General features: G+C 42.8%; 6 protein-coding genes. 3 read left to right on the top strand and 3 right to left on the bottom strand.

Annotation, left to right across the window (positions count from 1 at the left end; all coding sequences use genetic code 11):
• Positions 1 to 288: 288 nt before the first annotated feature.
• Positions 289 to 1,497: a T9SS type A sorting domain-containing protein gene (locus JF259_RS14020; RefSeq protein ID WP_199116091.1), complete on the top strand. Its 1,209-nt coding sequence runs from the start codon at positions 289 to 291 to the stop codon at positions 1,495 to 1,497.
• 82 nt (positions 1,498 to 1,579) lie between these two features.
• Here JF259_RS14020 and JF259_RS14025 read toward each other — a convergent pair whose 3' ends face one another.
• From JF259_RS14025 to JF259_RS14035, 3 genes are all read right to left on the bottom strand, one after another.
• The gene (locus JF259_RS14025) at positions 1,580 to 7,918 is read right to left on the bottom strand and encodes a MopE-related protein (RefSeq protein WP_199116101.1); all 6,339 of its coding nucleotides are present in this window, start codon (positions 7,916 to 7,918) and stop codon (positions 1,580 to 1,582) included.
• 315 nt (positions 7,919 to 8,233) lie between these two features.
• Entirely contained in the window at positions 8,234 to 10,219 is a 1,986-nt protein-coding gene (locus JF259_RS14030) for a MopE-related protein (protein WP_199116110.1), read from the bottom strand.
• A gap of 454 nt (positions 10,220 to 10,673) precedes the next feature.
• A complete protein-coding gene (locus JF259_RS14035; RefSeq protein WP_199116119.1) occupies positions 10,674 to 16,139 on the bottom strand; it encodes a T9SS type A sorting domain-containing protein in 5,466 nt (1,821 codons plus the stop codon).
• A gap of 846 nt (positions 16,140 to 16,985) precedes the next feature.
• Between JF259_RS14035 and istA the strand changes: the two genes are divergently transcribed.
• Positions 16,986 to 18,509: an IS21 family transposase gene (gene istA / locus JF259_RS14040; protein WP_199116121.1), complete on the top strand. Its 1,524-nt coding sequence runs from the start codon at positions 16,986 to 16,988 to the stop codon at positions 18,507 to 18,509.
• A 7-nt stretch (positions 18,510 to 18,516) separates the two neighbouring features.
• A partial coding sequence (locus tag JF259_RS14045) for an ATP-binding protein (RefSeq protein ID WP_199116123.1) occupies positions 18,517 to 19,001 on the top strand: 485 nt, incomplete at its 3' end.

Consider the following 19,001-nt stretch of genomic DNA (forward strand, 5'->3'; position numbering starts at 1 on the left):
GAATATTCTTACTTTTCTTCACGAACCGAGGCACTTTTAAACCAGATAATTACCCCTTTAATCTGAAAAAAAACGGTTTAACTTAGTTTTTTCATAAATTTAAGAGACTGTTTAAAATTCATTTTTGAAATTTGTTATAGGTCATTTTTTTGCCAATTAAGGCTTTAAAACCGGAGTTTAGCAGCGCTAAATGAGGATTTTCATAACGAAAAGTGGTGAAAAAAGAGGCGTAACAAAACCGAAAGGTGAATTTCAAGCAGTCTCTAAGCAACTATAATCCACTCTATTATGAAAAAAACTACGCATTACTTTTTTATTGCAATACTGCTAATGATTACTTCGGCAAGTATTGCTCAAACTCCTCCTGATAATGATCTTCCATGCGATGCTATTGATTTAACCTCATCCATTAATAATAATGGAAATTGTGTCAATCAAACTTTATCTTTTAATGGATATGAGACCAACTCGAATGTAGGAAGCCCTAGTTGTGCGGCTCCCATAACTGGCGACTTATGGTATTCCTTTACAATGCCAGATACTGGAGCCATTAGAATTATTGCCTCTTTTGAGTCTAGTATTTATGACATTGCAATCGAATTATTTTATGGTGATGATTGTAATAGTTTAACTTCTTTCGATTGTGACGATAATGGAAATCCTGATCGGGCCAATAGTGAATTCTTTCCACAAATAGAAATTGTAAGACCTGCCGGAAGTAAAGTTACATTCAGAGTATGGGATCGGGATAATTCGGGAGGTGGAGATTTTAATATTTGCCTCGTAAAGATCGACGTTCCTTTAATTGCTACAAATGACGAATGTAATGCTCCTATAGACTTAAATTTAGAAACTAACTGCTCACCTGTTTTAGCTACCAACTTTCAAGCCAGCCTCTCAGCTGAAGCAAACCCTTCATGTATTAATATTGAAGGTGATGACGTATGGTTTAAAATAGATATTGACAATCAAAAATTTTATGATATAGTTATTGAAACTTCAGAAGTTACTGGTTCAGCTTTTTTCGATACAGCCATTGCGGTTTATTCTGGTTCTTGTGGTAGTTTAACCGAAGAAGGATGTGATGATGACAGCGGAACTGATGACGGATTTTCCAAAGTAACTTTAACAAACCGAAGAAATGAAACACTTTTCATAAGAGTTTTTCCCTCTACCTATGAAGACCAAATCGGGGCCTTCAATATTTGCGCCATTGCTATGGAATCTTTGGGTGTTGAAGACCTCAACATAAAGAATAATTTCGCCATGTTCCCCAACCCAGCAAAAGATATTGTTCATTTAAAATTCAATAAAATAACAAACAATAATATCGCCATTTATCTGTATGATATTCAGGGAAAAACCATTTTAAGCACTTCCAAAAGTCTTCAAAACAACCAGGTTCAACTGGATGTTTCATCTTTAATTACAGGCATGTATTTTTTAAAAACACATGATGGTCAACGTACTGTTACAAAAAAATTGATCATCAGATAAAAGCGTGTTTATGAAAGACACAATAGTAGGAATAACCTAAAAAGGGTTTATTCCTAACTATAGTGCCTGTATATAAATGATCTTAAAATTTTACAAAGTGTTTAATGGCCTTTCTTCCATTACTTAACGCCTCCAACTTAAGTAAGTACATACCTTGTTGCAAATTACCCAAATCCTTGATAGTCATGAGTCCTCTGTAAGGTTTCAAGGTATATTTCACTATGATACGTCCGTTTAAATCATATAAAACAATACTGAACGCTATATGATCATAAAGATCAGGCACTTGCATAAAAATATCCGAATTAAATGGATTCGGCCATATAGTTATCTTTTCCATTGTAAATTCATTTGTGCTTAAAGATCCGTCATCCACAAATCCATTACAATCATCATCTTTTCCATTGTCCGGTATCTCTTCTGCTCCAGGATACACAGTAATATCAGTATCATCACAGTCCGTATTATCACTTACATAACCCACCGGAGCGGAACAAACCTGAACCGTGGAGGTAGCATCGCCATATCCGTCCCCGTCCGTATCAGCGTAGAAAGTAGTCTTTACATTCTCATCAATCTGTCCATCACAATCGTTGTCGATACCATCACAGATTTCCGTGTTACCGGGATAGGCATCGGCATCCGCGTCATCACAATCGGTATTATCACTCACGTAACCATTGGGAACGCTACAAGCCTGAACCGTGGAGGCAGCATCACCATAGCCGTCACCATCGGTATCGGCATAATAGGTGGTCTTAACACCCTCGTCTATCTGGCCGTCACAGTCGTTGTCGATGCCATCACAGACTTCTGTATTACCGGGATAGGCATCGGGCTCACTGTCGTCGCAATCGGAACTGTTCGCTACATAGCCCGAAGGAACGGAACAGGCCTCCGTAGTACTGCTGGCATCACCATAGCCGTCCCCGTCCGTATCAGCGTAAAAAGTAGTCTTTACATTCTCGTCAATCTGACCATCACAATCGTTGTCCTTTCCATCACATACTTCTATGGCATCTGGATTAATATCAAAGTCGGTATCGTCACAATCGCCTTCATTTTCCGTATAACCATCGCCATCATCATCAGTATCTGCTGAACTGTCCAAAGTCCCCGGATCACAATCATCATCCTTGCCATTATCCAGTACCTCTTCGGCTGCTGGATTTACATTAGCATCCGTGTCATCACAATCGGTACTGTTCACTACATAACCCGAAGGAACGGAACAGGCCTCCGTGGTACTGCTGGCATCGCCATAGCCATCGCCATCGGTATCGGCATAATAGGTCGTCTTAACATTCTCATCTATCTGGCCGTCACAGTCGTTGTCGATGCCATCGCAGACTTCGGTATTACCGGGATAGGCATCGGGCTCACTGTCGTCACAATCGGTACTGTTCGCTACATAACCCGAAGGAACGGAACAGGCCTCCGTGGTGTTATTGGCATCGCCATAGCCATCGCCATCAGTATCGGCATAGTAAGTCGTAGTAACGCCTTCATCGGTCTGACCGTCACAATCGTTGTCCTTACCGTCACATAATTCAGAGGCATTGGGATACACCGTGTCGTCAGTATCATCACAGTCCATATTGTCGCTTACGAACCCCGAGGGAACGGAACAGGCCTCCGTGGTGTTATTGGCATCACCATAACCATCACCGTCCATATCAGCGTAAAAAGTAGTCTTTACATTCTCGTCAATCTGGCCGTCACAATCGTTGTCGATGCCATCGCAGACTTCTGTATTACCGGGATAGGCATCGGGCTCACTGTCGTCGCAATCGGAACTGTTCGCTACGTAGCCCGGGGGAACGGAACAGGCCTCCGTGGTGTTATTGGCATCGCCATAGCCGTCACCATCGGTATCGGCATAATAGGTGGTCTTTACATTCTCGTCTATCTGACCATCACAATCGTTGTCCTTTCCATCACAGATTTCTATAGCATCTGGATTAATATCAAAGTCGGTATCGTCACAATCGCCTTCATTTTCCGTATAACCGTCACCGTCATCATCGGTATCTGCCGAACTGTCCAAAGTCCCCGGATCACAGTCATCATCCTTGCCATTATCCAGTACCTCTTCGGCTCCAGGGTTTACATCGGCATCCGTGTCATCGCAATCGGAACTGTTCGCCACATAGCCCGGGGGAACGGAACAGGCCTCCGTGGTACTGCTGGCATCGCCATAGCCGTCACCATCGGTATCGGCATAATAGGTGGTCTTTACATCCTCGTCAATCAGACCGTCACAATCGTTGTCAATGCCATCGCAAACCTCCGTGTTACCGGGATAGGCATTGGGCTCACCGTCATCACAATCGGTACTGTTCGCTACATAACCAGGGGGAACGGAACAGGCTTCTGTAGTACTGCTGGCATCGCCATAGCCATCGCCATCGGTATCGGCATAATAGGTGGTCTTTACATCCTTGTCAATCAGACCGTCACAATCGTTGTCAATGCCATCGCAAACCTCTGTGTTACCGGGATAGGCATTGGGCTCATTGTCGTCGCAATCCGTACTGTTCGCTACATAACCGGAAGGAACGGAACAGGCCTGAATGGTGGATGTGGCATCGCCATAGCCATCGCCATCAGTATCTGCATAATAAGTGGTCTTAACATTTTCGTCTATCTGGCCGTCACAATCGTTGTCGATGCCATCGCAGACCTCCGTGTTACCGGGATAGGTATTGGGCTCATTGTCGTCGCAATCCGTACTGTTTGTCACATAGCCCGAGGGAGCGGAACAAGCCTGAATGGTGGATGTGGCATCGCCATAGCCGTCGCCATCGGTATCCGCATAATAGGTCGTCTTAACATTTTCGTCTATCTGGCCGTCACAGTCGTTATCCTTTCCATCACATACTTCTATAGCATCTGGATTTATATCAAAGTCGGTATCGTCACAATCGCCTTCATTTTCCGTATAACCGTCACCGTCATCATCGGTATCAGCCGAACTGTCCAAAGTCCCTGGATCACAGTCATCATCCTTGCCATTATCCAGTACCTCTTCGGCTGCTGGATTTACATTAGCATCACTGTCGTCGCAATCCGTATTGTCACTTACGTACCCCGCCGGGGCCGAACAAGCCTGAACCGTGGAGGTAGCATCGCCATAGCCGTCGCCATCAATATCTGCATAATAGGTGTTCTTAACGCCCTCATCAATCTGGCCGTCACAATCGTTGTCGATGCCATCACAGATTTCCGTATTGCCGGGATAGGCATCGGGCTCACTGTCGTCACAATCCGTACTGTTCGCTACATAGCCCGAAGGAACAGAACAGGCTTCCGTGGTACTGCTGGCATCGCCATAGCCATCGCCATCAGTATCTGCATAATAAGTCGTCTTCACACCCTCGTCAATCAGACCATCACAATCGTTGTCGATACCATCACAGATTTCCGTGTTGCCGGGATAGGCATTGGGCTCACTGTCGTCACAATCCGTACTGTTCGCTACATAACCGGAAGGAACGGAACAGGCTTGAATGGTGGATGTGGCATCGCCATAGCCGTCGCCATCGGTATCCGCATAATAGGTCGTCTTAACATTTTCGTCTATCTGGCCGTCACAATCGTTATCCTTTCCATCACATACTTCTATAGCATCAGGATTTATATCAAAGTCGGTATCGTCACAATCGCCTTCATTTTCCGTATAACCGTCACCGTCATCATCGATATCTGCCGAACTGTCCAAAGTCCCTGGATCACAGTCATCATCCTTGCCATTATCCAGTACCTCTTCGGCTGCTGGATTTACATTAGCATCACTGTCGTCGCAATCCGTATTGTCACTTACATACCCCGCTGGGGCCGAACAAGCCTGAACCGTAGAGGTAGCATCGCCATAGCCGTCGCCATCGGTATCAGCATAATAGGTGGTCTTAACACCCTCGTCTATCTGACCGTCACAGTCGTTGTCGATGCCATCACAGATTTCCGTGTTACCGGGATAGGCATCGGGCTCACTGTCGTCACAATCCGTACTGTTCGCTACATAGCCCGAAGGAACAGAACAGGCTTCTGTAGTACTGCTGGCATCGCCATAGCCATCGCCATCGGTATCGGCATAATAGGTCGTCTTTACATTTTCGTCTATCTGGCCGTCGCAATCATTGTCGATACCATCGCAGACCTCCGTATTACCGGGATAGGCATCGGGCTCACTGTCGTCGCAATCGGAACTGTTCGCTACATAGCCCGGGGGAACGGAACAGGCCTCCGTGGTACTACTGGCATCGCCATAGCCATCGCCATCAGTATCCGCATAATAGGTGTTCTTAACACCCTCGTCTATCTGGCCGTCACAATCGTTGTCGATACCATCGCAGACTTCCGTGTTACCGGGATAGGCATCGGGCTCACTGTCGTCACAATCGGTACTGTTCGCTACATAGCCCAAAGGAGCGGAACAGGCCTCCGTCGTACTACTGGCATCGCCATAGCCGTCCCCATCGGTATCGGCATAAAAGGTGGTCTTAACACCCTCGTCTATCTGGCCGTCACAGTCGTTGTCCTTACTGTCACATAATTCGAGGGCATTGGGATACACCGTGTCGTCTGTATCATCACAATCTGTGTCATCAGTCACGTAACCACTAGGAACGCTACAAGCCTGAATAGTGGATGTGGCATCGCCATAGCCGTCACCATCGGTATCGGCATAATAGGTGGTCTTTGCATTCTCATCGGTCTGACCGTCGCAGTCGTTGTCCTTACTGTCACATAATTCGAGGGCATTGGGATACACCGTGTCGTCTGTATCATCACAATCTGTGTTATCAGTCACGTAACCACTAGGAACGCTACAAGCCTGAATAGTGGAAGTGGCATCGCCATAGCCGTCACCATCGGTATCCGCATAATAAGTGGTCTTTGCATTCTCATCGGTCTGACCGTCGCAGTCGTTGTCCTTACTGTCACATAATTCGGGGGCATTGGGATACACCGTGTCGTCTGTATCATCACAGTCCGTATTGTCACTTACGTACCCCACCGGGGCCGAACAGGCCTGAATAGTGGATGTGGCATCGCCATAACCGTCCCCGTCCGTATCGGCATAGAAAGTAACTAGCCCAGAAGTATCCAAATCGTCATCGTCATCATCAATTAAACCATCACAGTCGTTGTCCACTCCATCACAGATTTCTGCTGCATCGGGATGAACCAATGGATTGTTATCATTACAATCTACATTGGGATGATCTACATAGCCATCCATATCGACATCTATAGCCAATGTCGAGGACCATATCCTCAGGTCGAACGTTGGATTAATAGGTGTCGTGGTTCCGTAGTAATATACCCGTACAAAATAGGTTTGCCCCACGGTTAAACCTCCGGCTATAATCTCCTCGTCAGCCAAGGTTGTATTGGGGTCGTCTGAACAATTCAAATAGCTAAGCGTATTACAATCGCCTGAATAGAGTGTTAATACCCCATCAAAGGTTGGATCCAATGTAATATATACCATTGCCGTTTGTGCTAAAAACGAATACCAAACATCATCCCGGGCATTACCAGTTCTACTGCTACAAGATTCTGCGGACACATCAGTTCCTGCGCCGCCTTGCAGATTACCTAAAATTGGTGTGGCAAGCAAAGCGGATGCCACATTGATATCCTGAACAACATGAATAGCTCCTTCGCAAAAATCGTTATCGGGCGGTGATACGGTATTGGTCACATAAGTTGGGGGAAACTTAAACCAACCACTCTTTTCATTGGAAGCACAACTAGATCGCACATAAATCCAATAGGATGTTCCAGGCAGCAAAACACTGCCCGAACTGGCATTGGTCGTCGGTGCTGTTGTCGATCCCGAAGCCTTAATGTCATCATCCGGATCATTTCCAGAAGGTACTATCTGCCAATCATAACCTGTAGGCGTGCTCAAGGCAGGCGGACTCCAGTAAAAATCAATACGGGTATCAGACTTATAACTAATACCTCCAGGAGCACCGGGCATATTACAGGTTGCAGCCGTTAGGTTTTGAATAGTCAGTGTATGGAACTCCGTATCAGATGAGCATCCTGAATTCAAATTAATGTGAATTTTAATTGTTCCAGCACCTATTGGATTGATATTCAAAGGTGAGGTTTCACTATCTATCAAATTATTAGCCCCATCTCGAATGGTAATAAAATCGGTATTAGGATTGTTGGTATCCGTACGGTTGCTTGTAAACTGGTATTCGTCTCCCGAATTAAGTCCCGTAATTTCAACATATTCACCAGCTTCAATACCTGAGGCTATCTGGTGTTGTTCGCCGTCATTAATGTCTACGCCTGCTGGAATGGGTGTCCCGTCATAGGCTTTGTTATTCGAACACTGCGAATACGATAAACCCGATAAACAAAGCGTGAAAATAAAAACTAAGAATATAAGCTTTTTCACACGTTTAAATTTTATTAATTATTTTTAACTGATTACATATAACACTCCTTTTATCATTTCTTCACGCGACCGGAAATATGCTATAGAGTCATGGAAGCGTTATAGGCGTATATGTGTCTTTTCAATACAGAACGCAACCTTATTTGACAAAACCTTACTTAAAGTGATCAATACACATCAAACATGATAGTTGTGTTGGTTGAAATTCCTCTATGGTTCTAATAAGTAACTTATCCCGGGCATTATCTACTCAGGATCAATCGGGGGATATTATCCCGTACTTGTAATTAAATGAAAGGCGGTTGCTCTATTAAACTAGAGCTTTACAATACGCTTCATAATTTTTTTGCTACTATTCATTGGAGTTGAAATTTTAAGCAAATAGATGCCGTTTTGTAAGTTATTTAAATGATCTATTTCAATAGTATTATTAATTATATCGGATATGATATATTGTAAAATGACACGCCCACTAATATCAAACAGTACGACGTTCAGTTTTTCATTATACCCATCGGGAAGCTCTATAAAAATGTTAGTATTAAATGGATTGGGTCTGATTATAACCTTATCAAAATCATATGCTTCCAGGGCTAAGGTTTCATCCGTCTGCCCATCACAATCATCATCTATACCATTATCTGGAATTTCTGTAGCATCGGGATGGATTGCAGAATTGCCATCGTTACAATCATTATTTGTTAAACTATACCCAATACCCGGATCGAAACAATAACCAGTCCCTGCATCATTTTCATCACCATAGCCATCCTCGTCTGCATCTACATAATAGATCGTCTGGCCGGTCACAGATGGATCTGCATCATCAACAAGCCCATCACAATCGTTATCAATGGTATCACACACCTCTGTTGCCCCAGGATGAACGGCACCATTAGCATCATTACAATCGGTACTGTCCGACACATAGCCACTAGGCTTGGTATTAGATAAGCTGGTTGCATTTAGATCTCCATATGTATCACTATCTGAATCTAAATACCAAGTTTTGAGATCAGCTCCATCGCAATCTTCATCTATACCATTGTCTGGGATTTCTGTAGCATCTGGATGGATAGAAGCTACGTTATCATTACAGTCCACATCCGGATGGGCTACATAGCCATCCATATCGTTATCGGTAACCGATGTTGACGACCATATTCTCAAATCGAAAGTAGGGTCAACAGGTGTAGTGGTGCCTTTATAGTATACCCGTACATAATACCGCAGCCCCACGGTTAAACCTCCAGCTATAATCTCTTCATCTGCCAGGGTTGTATTCGGGTCGTCCGAACAATCCAAATAGGATAACGTATTACAATCTCCAGAATACAGTGTTAAAATCCCGTCGAAAGTTGGATCTAATGTTATGGTTACACTAGCTGTTTGTGCTAAAAACCAATACCAAACATCGTCCCGTGCATTTCCTGTAGTGCCGTTACAATTCTCTGCAGCAACATCGGTACCAGCTCCTCCGTCCAAACTATCCATAATGGGAGTTGCCTCTGAAGCGGAATCAGTATTGATATCTTGCACCGCCTTAATCGCGCCATCACAAAAATCGTTGTCTGGTGGCGATGCGCTATTGGTTACATATGTTGGAGGGAACTTAAACCACCCGCTCTTTTCGTTGGAAGCGCAACTAGACCGAACATAGATCCAATAGGATGTTCCGGGCATCAAAACACTCCCCGAACTGGCATTGGTTGTAGGTACCGTTGTCGACCCCATGGCTTTTATATCGTCATCCGGATCGTTTCCAGAAGGTACTATCTGCCAATCGTAACCCAGTGGTGTACTCAAGGCAGGTGGACTCCAGTAAAAATCAATACGGGTATCTGACTTATAACTAATACCTCCGGGAGCACCGGGCATATTACAAGTGGCAGCCGATAGGTTTTGAATGGTCAGTGTGTGGAAATCCTCATCAGTACCACAGCCAGAATCTAAATTAACGTGAATTCTAATCGTTCCCGTCCCAATTGGGTCCTTGGTCAAAGGAGATGTCCCAAATACAATCTCTAAATTAGCTCCGTCACGAATGGTAATATAATCGGTATTGGGATTGTTGTTATCGGTACGGTTGCTTGTAAATTGGTATTCGTCTCCTGAATTAAGCCCGGTAATCTCAACATACTGCCCAGCTTCTATACCAGAGGCTATTTGATGCTGTTCACCATCGTTTATATTGACGCCTACTGGAATGGGAGGATCGGTATATTCTGAGGTGTTTAAGCATTGTGAAAAAGAAACACCAGAAGCGGCCAACATAAAAATAAGAAGTACAAGCTTTTCCATACATAATAAATTTAACGGTTACAGGCAGCCTCAAAAACACTAATGTTTTTCATATAAAACTCTCACAATCAGCCACTCTATTAAATATATTCATAAATAGCCAAATCCTTTATTATTCATAGTTGAAACGCCATAAATTTCGGTAAAACACTGTGGGTCAAGGGAAAGATTCGACCTCAAATTTTAGTTTCTATAAATTACCCCTCTATTAAAGTTATTGGTTATTGGTTATTGGTTGTTGGTTGTTGGTTTCATAACTGTACAACTTTAAACTTTTCGTTTTTCGCTTTAAACTTTACACTTTTCGCTTTACACTTTAAACTTTAAACTTTAAACTTTAAACTTTTTCCTAGCGACGAAATTAATGGCTGTCATATTCAAATACAGAATTTAAAAAAGGAGCCATATAAAATATATACCGCTCCTTTTTTTTACTTATAGCATCAAAATAGATTTATTTTTGATGTTTTGATGAAACAATTTTCTTAACTACACTGCCTCTTGCTGTGGTTACCCTTACAAAATACATTTGATCGTCTGTTCTTGATAAATCAAATCTGGTATTACCAACTGAGCTCTTAATGTATCTTCTGTTTTCAGCCTGTCTCAATAAGGCACCTTTAATATCGTATACTTTGATTTTCACGTCTGTATCATAATCAAATTTATAACTGATATTAACTTCGTTTTCAAATGGTACCGGATAGGCTTTTACACTATCTGCTTTGCCCCAAGGATCAACATCAACAATACAGCCATCGTAACCTGTTGCCGGTGGATTCTCCTGGAATTCGCCGTAATCGGTAGTCGGCACGAAACCATTTGGTGCCACTTCACCCGACACATCACTACAGGCCACAGCATGTGCAATCACATAGACTGCACCACCTCCGGGAACCGTTATCGTTTTCTCGGCGTCGGTAGAAGTACTCCACGTCATGACGAAACTCAAATCGCCCGCATTAAAGGTATACTGCCCCGGAGCTACGGTATAAGCACCGTTTTTACCGGTTGGATAGGCATCACAACCAATATACAAATGCGCTTCACTCAAACCGATTCCGGGAGCCATTTCATATAAAGCAGTGATGGTATAATCCTCTGGACTGTAATTAATAGTTACAGTACCCACATACTCGCCTTTATTAAGTAAACATTTACCAGCACCTCTGTAAAGGTCTAATACATAAGGTTCCCAAGACGGTGTAATTTTATTGGTCCAACCCCAACGGTGGAAACCATTTTCACGGAAACAGGTACTAATTCCAGTGTCTATTTCTGCTTCGGCACCTTCGCCATTAACAGCAACACCAAAGGCTGTTCCACACTCGGTACATACAACAACCGGAATATCGACGGTATCGCTATTGGTACAACCATTACCATCTGTATAGGTATAGGTTACCGTATAGTTTCCAGCAGGGATACCCCCGGTTGGTACTGTAAATAAGCCGTCAGCAGTTATGTATGGACTACCACTCCAGGTACCACCTACAGGGCTACCTGTTAGCTGTACAAAATTGCCTTCCAAGTTACATATTGCTAATGGTGGGTCGCCAGCTTCTACTGTTGGAAGTGGATATACTTCAATCTCAGTAAATGCTCCTGACTCTGTTATACAATTATCGTTGGTATCAATTTCTACGAAAAATGCATAGACACCTGGCACAGTTGGCGGATCTGGACATACCGTACTATTAATAGGTACAAACGATCCTCCGTCTTTAATATATCCTAACCATACTATATCTGCTCCTGCAACATCTGTTGTCGCAAAAGGACACAAGGATGCTGGTGGATTATCTTCACAGTATGCTGTTGGTGTGACTGCTGGACTTTCTTCTGTTCCGTCTACTGTTAATGTACGTGAACAGGTTGAAGAACAATTATTGCCATCGGTAACAGTTACCTCATATTCTCCTGGTACTGTTAATCCAGAAATAGTAGCAGTATTTGCTGTAAACCCGCCTGGTCCTGTCCAACTATAGCTGGTGCCTCCTGAAGCTGTAAAACTCGCTGATTCTCCAGAACAGATTACATTGTCACCGGTTATATTACATGGTGGATTATCATAAACCGTTATGGTAAAGGATGTTGTTCCGTAACAAATATCTCCTCCGCCATTATCTATATGGCTACGTACATAAATGGTCTTTGGTGAATCCCCTACCGATACACTATAAGCATCTTTTCCTGCTATCGGATTTGAACCTGAATTAGCATCCGATTGGGATGTATGGAAACTTATTGTGCCACCATCTTCTCCTGTAACACCATCATCCAAATCGAAAGTCTGGGTATCATCACCCGATTCACAATCTGCCAGGTTCATTGCCGTTGGATCAGGATTGTCATAAACAGTGATATCAAAGAAAGTGGTGCCGTAACAATCATTATCGCCATCATTGTCATTCTCGTTACGTACATAAATCCTATCATTACCTGTTTCGTAAGCTGCTGGATTGGCTATTGGATTAGCATCGTTATCCGCATCTGCCTGAGACAAGTGGAAGCTTACACTGCCACCATCTTGGTTAACACCATCATTTAAATCAAATGTCGCCATGCCATTATCTGCTCCGGACTCACAATCGGCTAGATCATTTCCTGTCGGATCTGGATTGTCATAAACAGTGATGTCAAAGAAAGTCGTACCGTAACAATCATTATCGCCATCGGCATCGTTCTCGTTACGTACATAAATCCTATCACTTCCCGTTTCGTAAGCTGCCGGATTGGCTATTGGGTTAGCATCGTTATCTGCATCTGCCTGGGATAAGTGGAAGCTTACACTGCCGCCATCTTGGTTAACACCATCATTTAAATTAAATGTCGCCATGCCATTATCCGCTCCGGACTCACAATCATCTAGATCATTTCCTGTTGGATCAGGATTGTCATAAACAGTGATGTCAAAGAAAGTTGTACCGTAACACACATTTCCATTGCCATTATCAATTTCGTTACGTACATAAATTCTATCATTCCCTGTTTCGTAAGCTGCTGGATTGGCTATTGGATTAGCATCGTTATCTGCATCTGCCTGGGATAAGTGGAAACTTACACTGCCGCCAGCAGTATTAACGCCATCATTTAAATCAAATGTCGCCATGCCATTATCTGCCCCAGACTCACAATCGTCTAGATCGTTACCTGTTGGAGCTGGATCGTCAAAAACAGTGATGTCAAAGAAGGTTGTACCGTAACAATCATTGTCGCCATCATTGTCATTCTCGTTACGTACATAAATCCTATCGCTTCCTGTTAAATAAGCTGCTGGATTGGCTATTGGATTAACATCGTTATCCGCATCTGCCTGGGACAAGTGGAAACTTACACTACCTCCATCTTGATTAACACCATCATTTAAATTAAAAGTGGCTTGATTTGTCCCATCTTCACAAGCTGCTAAATCATTTCCTGTCGGATCTGGATTGTCATAAACAGTGATGTCAAAGAAGGTCGTACCGTAACAATCATTATCGCCATCGGCATCGTTCTCGTTACGTACATAAATCCTATCACTTCCCGTTTCGTAAGCTGCCGGATTGGCTATTGGGTTAGCATCGTTATCCGCATCTGCCTGGGATAAGTGGAAGCTTACACTACCGCCATCTTGGTTGACCCCATCATTTAAATCAAAGGTCGCCATGCCATTATCCGCTCCGGACTCACAATCGTCTAGATCGTTTCCTGTCGGATCCGGGTTGTCATAAACAGTGATATCAAAGAACGTGGTGCCGTAACAATCATTGTCGCCATCGGCATCGTTCTCGTTACGTACATAAATCCTATCACTTCCCGTTTCGTAAGCTGCTGGATTGGCTATTGGGTTAACATCGTTATCTGCATCTGCCTGGGATAAGTGGAAGCTTACACTGCCGCCATCTTGGTTAACACCATCGTTCAAGTTAAATGTCGCCATGCCATTATCCGCTCCGGACTCACAATCGTCTAGATCATTTCCTGTCGGATCTGGATTGTCATAAACGGTAATATCAAAGAAAGTCGTACCGTAGCAAACATTCCCATTCCCATTATCAACTTCATTACGTACATAAATTCTATCATTACCTGTTTCGTAAGCTGCTGGATTGGCTATTGGATTAGCATCGTTATCTGCATCTGCCTGGGATAAGTGGAAGCTTACACTGCCGCCGTCTTGGTTGACCCCATCATTTAAATTAAATGTCGCCATGCCATTATCCGCTCCAGACTCACAATCGTCTAGATCGTTTCCTGTTGGTTCTGGATTGTCATAAACGGTAAGAGTAAAAGACGTTTTACTATAACACTGGCTACCAGTACGGACACTACGTATCCAGATCACCGTGCCATTGGTCGCACTATAACTATTAGGATTAGCAATACCGCTACTCATGAGATTATCTGCATCAGCCATACTTTCATGAAACGTTCTTGTTGTATCAGGTTCAGGTGTACTATTCCCTTCGTCAATAGCAGTTTCTAGATCAAATGTAGCCTCACCAGTATCACCAATTTCACAATCGGCTAAATTATTAGCAACAATTTCTGGAGGTCCTCCAAGAAATCCGAATAAATAAGGCCCGGCAAAGTCTTTCAACTCACTACCAAAAGCACTCTCATTGGGTCCACCACCACTACTACGGGTTTTAACCAATAAACTACCCAATATATTAGAACAAGGATCTTGCATGCCTCTTCTATCCAATCCGAAAGCAGTTAAATTAATAGCGATTTCAACAAATTGATAGCGTTGATAGTTTGTAACCAAACTCGGTCCGGATCCTTCCCAAGTACTCCATGGTGGTCCTAATGTCATAGATGTTGCATCAGACACAAAATCATTATTAGCGCGACCCCACATATTTGTACCGCCCCCAGCAGGGTTAATGGCAGCATAACCAAAATTGCCTGAACCTGTTCCTTTTTCAAAAGCCACTCCTTTATCTACATTAAAAGGTCTATTAACTGCGGTATTATCATACGCATTAAAAACAGACTCTTCCATCCATACCCTGATTCTGATATCAGGCACATTACCTCCATTAATATAATCCACCGAAACAATAATGGTTCCCGGAATTAAAATAGTTCCATCGGTATCAAAAGTCCAGGCGGTACGTCCGCCATCGGGACCCAATTTAGATGGATCAGAGAGGTCTGCTGGCGTTTCCAATCCTTCTCGAAAAAACTCAAAGTCTAAATGTTTGTTACCATTGGTAACAACTAGTGAAGCACCTGCAAATGCATAAAGCTCATCAAAAGGTCGGTCATCTAAAGGAAACCCCGGGTTGGTTGCAGGATCGTGTGGATTAGTACCTCGCAAATGTGCATACACATCGACGATATCCGTTTTTTGAGGCACACTACCCATTGTTCCTATACTCCAATTAACAGGGTTATCTGAATTCTTATCAGCTCCCGATGAAAAATAAGATGTTTCAGCACTACCGCCTTTTACATAGGTATCGCGTCCGTAAACGGCATCCAACCATAAATAAGGCGTAGGAACTCCAGCATTATCCTCCACAACAACAGGGAAAGGTATAGGAAGGGCATTAGGGATCCATACCGATTGTCTAAGTTCCACTGGTACATTATCCACACTGTTAGGAGGGTTAGGATCGGAATCTGGATTACCGCCATTAGCGCTACCTAATTCATCAATTACTCCTAAGCCAGTGCCATTTTCAAACCAGTCAGCAGTACCGGTTGCGGTAGGAAGAGCAGGTCCAAAATTAGGAGGAAATTGCAATACGCCTGAATAGACGTCTCCGTCTACACCAAAATTGGCCTGGACTGAAGATGAACCTACATCCTGTCCATAAAAAAATTGTGTTGATAGCCCAAAAACAATGACTAAGCAACACAATAGTAATCTCTTAAAAGATTTATTGGTACAACCAATAATATCTAATTTCGTAAAACTGTACATAAACATAGCATTTAAATTAAATTAATAACCGAGTTTACATAACAATAACAACTAAGTTGTAGAATGAGGGTCGTGAAATTAAATTGTATTAATTTGTCACAACAAGGTATGTTACATCAAAGTAAGAAAGGTGGCATTCAATAAATTGCTATTAATCAAATGCTATTATATAGGAGATAACGACTCGCCTTAAATAGTATGTATTTGTACGCGAGTACTTTCCTAAAGATAAGAAATAAGTATTATAATTTGAAATTGTTCTAAGGGTAATTTTATCAAATTAGCTTATCAGCAGTTATTATCGATGAAATACACTTTATCTCTTTTTCTGACTAAATTAACTTTTAAACATCTAGTTTACTGAGGATTAAATGTTAGTTATTGGGTGATGGGTGTTGGGTCTTGGTTATTGGTTATTGGTTATTGGTTGTTGGTTGCTGGGTGATGGGTGTTGGGTGTTGGGTGTTGGTTACATAATTGTACAACTTTAAACTTCAACTCTTAGCTATTAGTAGTTGGCTTTTAGCCTTCAACTGTTCATTGTTCATTGTTTACTTTTCGTTTTTCTTTAAACTTTAAACTCTCAACTTTAAACTCTCAACTCTTAGGTATTGGGTATTGGGTGTTGGGTCTTGGGTCTTGGTTGTTGGTTGCTGGTTACATAATTGTACAACTTTAAACTTCAACTCTCTTAGCTATTAGCAGTTGGCTTTTAGCCTTCAACCGTTCATTGTTCATGTTCACTTTGTATATATTAATATAGAATTACCCCACATTTCAATTTAAAAGTATACCACTTATTACCAACTTGAACATCCAACCAGAGATGTTCAGAAAATGATAAGTATGTATACAAAACAGGAAATAATATTAAAGAGTCACCGTGAAGGTAAAAGTCAGCGATTGATAAGCAAGGAGCTTGGGATCAGCCGTAAAACCGTAAAAAAGTACATTGTTCAATTTGAAGACCGTTTACAGTCGGGATCTCCTCCCCAAGAGGCCATAACAAAGTATTTGTCCGATGCTCCAACTTATCAGTTGGGCCAGCGCAAGAAATTAAAACTCACCTTAGAAGTCCAACAGGCCATTGATGAGTTGCTGGCGACCAATGAAGAGAAAAGGCTCCAGGGACTTCGAAAACAACTGCTTAAAAAATGTGATATTCATGGTCTATTACAAGAGCAAGGCATTGCTATAGGCTATACTACCGTCTGTAATTACATCAGAGAAAAACAAGGGAAGACCGTCCCTAAGGAGGCTTATATCCGCCAGGAGTATGTCCCCGGAGAGGTCTGTGAGTTTGACTGGGGAGAAATCAAGCTTTATATAGCAGGGAAGCTAACTCGCTTCCAGCTGGCTGTTTTTACGGCCGCATACAGTAATTATCGTTACGCTGAAATTTATCAGCGACAGGATACTCTGGCCTTTATGGAATCCCATGTGAGTTTTTTTGAACACTTGCAGGGGGTCCATAAGGAAATGGTCTATGATAATATGCGGGTAGCCGTATCCAAATTCATAGGCCCCCACGAAAAAGAACCCACACTCGCTCTGTTGCAATTGCGTGGGCACTATCATTTTAGCCATCGTTTTTGCAATAGCCATCGCGGAAACGAGAAAGGTCATGTAGAACGCAGTGTAGAGTATATACGGCGTAAGAGCTTCGCAGTGAAATCTCACTTCACCAATTTAGAAGAGGCCACAGCCTGGTTGTATACTAAAGTAGCGGCCCTTAACAATACCAGGCAAAAACTCACAGGAAAGACGGCCAAAGAACTGCTTGCTCAGGAAAAGGCCGCTCTATTGCCTCTGCCCACAAAATTGCTCTGCTCGGAGCAGATCCAGCTTCGAGTAGATAAATACGCTACGGTAAGCTACAAAACCAACAGGTACTCGGTACCTGATCATTTAGTAGGCGAATTTGTTCAGGTTAAAATCATGAGCCACGAGCTATGGTTTTACCATGATAATCACAAAGTAACTACCCACTTAAGGAGTTATAACCTCCACGAATGGATCATTAAAATCGATCACTACCTGGCCACTTTTAAACGCAAACCTGGCGCCCTGGCAGGGAGTATAGACTTAGCAAGTTCCGGGTATCTAAAAGATCTTTATCAAGCTCATTTTATGGGAGAACCACGCAGCTTTATCGAGCTACTGGATTATTGCAGCCTGCATAGTGTCACGGATGAAAGGTTAGCACAAGCCGTAACCCAGCTAACCCAGAGCCCGGTAAAGCAACTGACCACAGAAAAGATAAAAGCACTGCTGGGAAATAAACAAGATCATCAGGAACCCCTTAAGTGGACCCAAACCACAGCGATGGCTAAATCACAACTTCAACAATTATCAACACTCATAAATTAAAGAACCTATGGATAAAACGATCAACCAGCGTATTGAGAACTACAGTAAAGAATTACGACTACCTGTATTTAGAAGGGATTTTACGGCTTTGGCTAAAGAAGCTGCCTCCCAGCGCCTGAATTATGAAGACTTCCTTTTACAACTCATGGAACGCGAATATGAAGCTCGGGTAGAGAACCGTAAGAAGTCCCATATCCGGCAAGCGAACTTCCCTTCAAAGATGTATTTAAATGACTTAAAGCGGGAGCAATTACCGCCCAATGCTATAGAGAAACTTCCGCTACTGGAACGTCTTGACTTTATCGAATCTGGACAAAATATCGTATTAGCAGGAAATCCTGGTACCGGTAAGACCCATATTGCCGTAGGCCTTGGCCTGAAAGCCTGTCTACAGGGGTATAAAGTATTATTTACCACGGTACATAAACTATTAACCCAAATACGGGAATCGCACTCCCAGCGCACCCTAAAGATTATGGAAGCACGTTTTGA

It is taken from the genome of Snuella sedimenti, from assembly GCF_016428595.1.
GTDB lineage: Bacteria > Bacteroidota > Bacteroidia > Flavobacteriales > Flavobacteriaceae > Snuella > Snuella sedimenti.